We start from the raw sequence: 5,717 nt of genomic DNA on the forward strand, positions 1-5,717 counted from the left end.
AGCATGTCCTTACCTCTTTCTAGTGGGCCACGGCGGCGGCGCCGTGTTCGTCGATCAGGGCACCGGTTTCGAAGCGTTCCAGTGCGAAGGGCTTGTTGAGCTGGTGCGGGGCGCCGGTGGCGATGGTGTGCGCGAACGTCATGCCGGCAGCCGGGGTGCCCTTGAACCCGCCGGTTCCCCAGCCGCAGTTGACGAACATGTTCTCCACCGGGGTGGTGCCCACGATCGGCGAGGCGTCCATGGTGGTGTCCACGATCCCGCCCCAGGTCCGGAGCACGTGGGCCCGGGCGAAGATCGGGAAGAGCTCCACGGCGGCCGCCATCTGCTCCTCGATGACGTGGAAGGAGCCGCGCTGTCCGTAGCCGTTGTAGGAGTCCACGCCGGCGCCCATGACCAGTTCGCCCTTGTGCGCCTGGGAGACGTAGACGTGGACGTGGTTCGACATGACGACGGTGGGGTGGACCGGTTCGTGCAGTTCGGACACCAGGGCCTGGAGCGGGTGGGACTGGATGGGGAGCCGGAACCCGGCCATCTCGGCCAGCACGCTGCTGTGTCCTGCGGCGCAGAGACCGACCTTTTCGGTGTGGATGGTGCCGCGGCTGGTCTTGACGCCCACGACGCGGTTCCCTTCCTTGAGGAAGCCGGTGACCTCGCAGTTCTGGATGATGTCCACGCCGAGCTCGTCGCACTTGCGGGCGAAGGCCCACGCGACGTGGTCATGCTTGGCGATGCCGGCCCGCGGCTGGTAGGTGGCACCCATCACGGGGTAGCGGATGTTGTCGCTGGTGTTCAGGATGGGGCAGAGTTCCTTGACCTGGCCCGGGTCCAGCCATTCGGCGTCCACGCCGTTGAGCTTGTTGGCCCCGACGCGGCGCATGCTTTCGCGGACATCTCCCAGGGTGTGGGCCAGGTTCATGACCCCGCGCTGGCTGAACAGGAAATCGTACTCGAGTTCCTCCGGCAGGATCTCCCACAGCTTCAGGGCGTGCTCATAGATCGCCGCGCTCTCATCCCAGAGGTAGTTGGAGCGGATGATGGTGGTGTTCCGGGCCATGTTGCCGCCGGCGAGCCAGCCTTTTTCCAGGATGGCGATGTTCGTCATCCCGTGGTTCTTCGCCAGATAGTAGGCGGTCGCCAGCCCGTGCCCGCCGCCGCCGACAATCACGGCGTCGTAGGAGGACTTGGGCTCCGGGTTGCGCCACAGGAAGTCGGGGTGTTCCGGCAGATGTTCCGTGGTCATTGTGCTGCTCCAATCAGTTCTGCCTCAAGCCCGGTTGCCTTGTCGCCAAGGTGCGGGTAGAGGGGGAATCGTGCCGCCAGGGCGGCCACGCGCCCGCGGAGCCCGGCGGCGGTTTCGTCGCTGAGCTCGTTGTTGGTGGCCGGTGCGATGAGCGCCGCTGCGATGATGTCCGCCACCTCGGTGAACTCCGCGGCGCCGAAGCCGCGGGTAGCCAGGGCGGGGGTCCCGATCCGCAGGCCCGAGGAGACCATGGGTGGGCGGGGGTCAAACGGAACCGCGTTCCGGTTCACGGTGATGCCGATCCGGTGCAGCCTGTCTTCGGCCTGCTGCCCGTCCAGCTCGGAGTGCCGCAGGTCCACCAGGACCAGGTGCACATCCGTGCCGCCATTGACCACCGAGATCCCTGCCGCCGCGACGTCATCGCGCAGGAGCCGGGACGCAAGGGTCCGGGCGCCTTCGAGCGTGCGCTCCTGGCGTTCCTTGAACTCCGCCGAGGCCGCGATCTTGAAGGCAACGGCCTTGGCCGCGATCACGTGTTCCAGCGGCCCGCCCTGCTGCCCCGGGAACACGGCGCTGTTGATCTTGCGGGCGTACTCCTCCTTGCTCAGGATCACGCCGCCGCGCGGCCCGCCGAGGGTCTTGTGCGTGGTGGTGGTGACGATATCGGCATACGGCACCGGGTTCGGGTGCAGCCCCGCGGCCACGAGTCCAGCGAAGTGCGCCATGTCCACCATCAGGTAGGCGCCCACGAGATCCGCGATCCGGCGGAACTCGGCGAAATCCAGCTGCCGGGAATAGGCCGACCAGCCGGCAACGATCATCTTGGGGCGGTGCTCAAGCGCAAGGGCCTCGACTTCAGCCATGTCGACCAGGTGATTGTGCTCGCTCACGTGGTAGGGGACCACGGTGTAGAGCTTGCCGGAGAAGTTGATGCGCATCCCGTGGGTGAGGTGCCCGCCGTGCGCAAGGGAGAGTCCCATGATCGTGTCGCCCGGTTCCAGGAGGGCAAACATCGCGGCCGCGTTGGCCTGGGCGCCCGAATGGGGCTGCACGTTCGCCGCTTCCGCGCCGAACAGGGCCTTCACCCGGTCGATCGCCAGCTGTTCAATGACATCGACGTGCTCGCAGCCGCCGTAGTAGCGCTTGCCCGGGTAGCCCTCCGCGTACTTATTGGTCAACACCGATCCCTGGGCCTCCATGACCGAGGCGGGGGCGAAATTCTCGGACGCAATCATCTCCAGGGTGGACTGCTGACGTTCCAGCTCGTGGTCAATGGCCCGCTTGACTTCAGCGTCGACGCTGGCCAGGGGTTCATTCAGGGTGCCCGTCATGGCGGCCTCTTTCGGTTCAAGGAAACTCATACATGAATGCAACAGTGTTGCGTTGAATGCAACTCTAGAACGCAGAAGGTGTTGCGTCAATCACTTTTCCGCGCGTGGGGATGGAAAGAAATTCTTCTTGCGGATTATCCATGAGGTCTTGACTGTGTTTCAGGTCACGCATAGTCTGATGCAACAGCGTTGCGTTCAATGCAACCCAAATTTTCATTGGTGGACATATGAGTAACGAACCAAACCCAGCGGCAACCATTCCGGGCAGTAAGTCACGACGGGCTCCGGACCCGGCAGCCCCACACCCTCCGACGGCCGGCGTGTCCGGCCCTGGCGGGGGACACCCCGTGGTCAGCAAGGAAACCCGGCGGCGGGTGATCGCCGCCAGCTTCATCGGGAACTTCGTCGAATGGTTTGACTACGCGGTGTACGGCTACCTGGCCGCAACAATCGCCTCGGTCTTCTTCCCCGAATCCAATCCCCAGACCGGGCTGCTGCTGACTTTCGCCCTGTTCGCAATCTCGTTCCTGGTGCGGCCACTCGGCGGTTTCGTGTGGGGCCACATCGGCGACCGGGTCGGGCGCCGGAATGCGCTCTCCCTGTCAATCCTGATCATGTCCGGAGCGACGTTCTGCATCGCACTGATCCCGGGGTTCAACTCCATCGGCATCTGGGCTCCCATCCTGCTCCTGGTGGTGCGCGTCGCGCAGGGCTTCTCCGCGTCAGGTGAATACGCGGGCGCGTCCGCCTTCCTGGTGGAGTACGCCCCCGCCAACAAGCGCGGCCTGTACGCCGCCGTCGTACCCGCCAGCACGGCCGCAGGCCTGCTGCTCGGCTCCCTGCTCGCGGGCCTGCTGACCACCCTGCTCAGCGCCGAGGCCATGCAAAGCTGGGGCTGGCGCCTGCCGTTCCTGCTCGCAGCCCCGATGGGCCTGATCGGACGCTACATCCGCACCAAGCTCGAAGACACCCCGGTGTTCCGCGAACTGGCAGAAGAGGACCACGCCATCAAGGCACCGGTATCCAGCCTGTTCCGCAAGCACTGGCGGCTGCTGCTAAAGGCGGTCGGAGCAGTGCTGCTCAACGCCGTCGGCTTCTACGTGATCCTCAGCTACATGCCCACGTACCTGTCCTCGGAACTGGGCCTCGGGAAAACCGAATCCTTCCTGGCCACCACCATCGCGCTGGTGACGTACATCGGGTTCATCTTCCTGACCGGAATGCTCTCGGACCGCTACGGCCGGAAAAAGGTCCTCATCGCCGCATCCATCACCTTCATCGTGCTGACCGTGCCTGCCTTCGCCCTGCTCGGCACGGGGAACTTCCTGGTCATCGTCCTCGTCCAGATCCTGCTGGGCGGCATGCTCACACTCAATGACGGCACACTCCCGAGCTTCCTGGCCGAAATGTTCCCCACCCGCGTCCGCTACAGCGGCTTCGCCGTCAGCTTCAACCTCTCCAACGCCCTCTTCGGCGGCACCGCACCCTTCATGGCCACCCTCCTGATCGCCGCCACGCACAACAACCTGGCTCCCGCCTGGTACCTGGTCGCTGCCGCAGTCATCTCCCTGATTGCCGTCATCGTGTCCCGGGAAACCAGCAAGGAACCACTGACCCACGAGTAGATCAGTCTCTTCAACTTTCCTCACGAAAAGAACAGCACTGCAGAAAGGCACCACCCTAATGACCAGCACCACATCCGCCACCGCTTCGTCCATCGCCGAACTGGAGCGACTGAAAGTCCTGCACAACGGGCAGAAGGAAAAGCTGACCTTCTCGAACGCCGAGTTTGAGCGCCGGCTCGGCGGATTGCGCCGGATCATGGAGGAGAAGGATCTGGACGCCGTCGTCCTGACCAGCTACCACTCCATCAAGTACTACTCCGACTTCCTGTTCACCTACTTCGGCCGCTCCTACGCCATGGTGGTCACCAAGGACGACACCGTGACGGTCACGGCGAACATCGACGCCGGCATGCCGTGGCGCCGCAGCTACGGCGACAACGTCGTCTACACCGACTGGCGCCGGGACAACTACATCTTCGCCATTCAGGAAGCCCTCCGCACCCGCGGCATTTCCGTCCGCCGGCTCGGCGTCGAAGACGATTCGCTCCCGCTGGACAACCGCAACAAGATCCAGGCGGCCTTCGCCGGGGCCACCCTGGTGGACGTGGCGCAGGCCGCCATGCGCCAGCGGATGATCAAGTCGGCCGAGGAGATCGAGGTCATCAAGCACGGTGCCCGGATCGGGGACCTGGGCGGCGAGGCCATCCGCAACGCCATCACCGCCGGGATCACCGAGTACGAGGTCGCCCTGATCGGCACCGAAGCCATGGTCCACGAAATCGCCCGGACCTTCCCGGATTCGGAAATCCGTGACACCTGGGTATGGTTCCAGTCCGGCATCAACACCGACGGCGCCCACAACTGGGCCACCACGCGGAAGATCCAGGAACACGACATCCTGTCCCTGAACTGCTTCCCGATGACCTCCGGCTACTACACCGCACTGGAGCGCACCCTGTTCTACGGCGAACCCGACGCCCGCTCCCTGGAGCTGTGGAACATCAACGTGGAAGTCCACAAGCGCGGACTCGAGCTCATCAAGCCCGGCGCTGTCTGCAAGGACATCGCCGCCGAGCTGAACGAGATCTACGTGGGCCACGGGCTGCTGGCCAACCGGACCTTCGGATACGGACACTCCTTCGGCGTCCTGAGCCACTACTACGGCCGGGAGGCCGGACTGGAGCTCCGCGAGGACATCGACACCGTGCTGGAGCCCGGCATGGTGGTCTCGATGGAACCCATGATCACAGTCCTGGACGGTGCGCCCGGCGCCGGCGGCTACCGTGAGCACGACATCCTGGTGGTGGGTGAGGACGGAGCCGAGAACATCACCAAGTTCCCCTTCGGCCCCGAGTACAACATCATCAGCGCCTGACCGTCCCCTGAACCGCACACCATAGCCCGCAAACCCTAGCCCGCAAGGAAGCGGCGCCACGTCCAACGTGGCGCCGCTTTTCGGCTCCCATACGGAATGATGGTGTATATCATGACTCCAGCAGAATCTCCTGACACCAACGGAAACGGCGACACCAAGGGCACCTCCGTCATCGTCAACGCCATCGCCGTCCTGCGGACCTTCAC

At 64.6% G+C, this 5,717-nt stretch carries 4 protein-coding genes and 1 pseudogene; 3 read left to right on the forward strand and 2 right to left on the reverse strand.

Features of this window, described 5'->3' with window-relative positions:
• Positions 1-19: 19 nt before the first annotated feature.
• Entirely contained in the window at positions 20-1,240 is a 1,221-nt protein-coding gene (locus tag J9611_RS05410; RefSeq protein WP_211878368.1) for a sarcosine oxidase subunit beta family protein, read from the reverse strand.
• Positions 1,237-2,571 carry a serine hydroxymethyltransferase gene (gene glyA, locus J9611_RS05415; protein WP_211878374.1) on the reverse strand — a complete coding sequence of 445 codons (1,335 nt, stop codon included), beginning with the start codon at positions 2,569-2,571 and terminating at the stop codon, positions 1,237-1,239. The genes J9611_RS05410 and glyA overlap by 4 nt, the downstream gene beginning before the upstream one ends.
• 227 nt (positions 2,572-2,798) lie before the next feature.
• Here glyA and J9611_RS05420 point away from each other — a divergent pair, with 227 nt between their 5' ends.
• From J9611_RS05420 to J9611_RS21725, 3 genes and pseudogenes are all read left to right on the forward strand, one after another.
• Entirely contained in the window at positions 2,799-4,196 is a 1,398-nt protein-coding gene (locus J9611_RS05420; RefSeq protein ID WP_211878370.1) for an MFS transporter, read from the forward strand.
• Positions 4,197-4,254: 58 nt separating this feature from the next.
• The gene (locus J9611_RS05425) at positions 4,255-5,511 is read left to right on the forward strand and encodes an aminopeptidase P family protein (RefSeq protein WP_211878372.1); all 1,257 of its coding nucleotides are present in this window, start codon (positions 4,255-4,257) and stop codon (positions 5,509-5,511) included.
• Positions 5,512-5,610: 99 nt separating this feature from the next.
• Positions 5,611-5,717 (forward strand): annotated as a pseudogene (locus J9611_RS21725) (IclR family transcriptional regulator); the annotation flags it as partial.

It is taken from the genome of Pseudarthrobacter albicanus (assembly GCF_018224015.1).
In the GTDB taxonomy this organism is placed as follows: domain Bacteria; phylum Actinomycetota; class Actinomycetes; order Actinomycetales; family Micrococcaceae; genus Arthrobacter; species Arthrobacter albicanus.

Coding starts and splice junctions, on each gene's coding strand:
- J9611_RS05410 (WP_211878368.1), bottom strand. CDS start 1,240: ATGACCACGGAACATCTGCCGGAACACCCCGACTTCCTGTGGCGCAAC.
- glyA (WP_211878374.1), bottom strand. CDS start 2,571: ATGACGGGCACCCTGAATGAACCCCTGGCCAGCGTCGACGCTGAAGTC.
- J9611_RS05420 (WP_211878370.1), top strand. CDS start 2,799: ATGAGTAACGAACCAAACCCAGCGGCAACCATTCCGGGCAGTAAGTCA.
- J9611_RS05425 (WP_211878372.1), top strand. CDS start 4,255: ATGACCAGCACCACATCCGCCACCGCTTCGTCCATCGCCGAACTGGAG.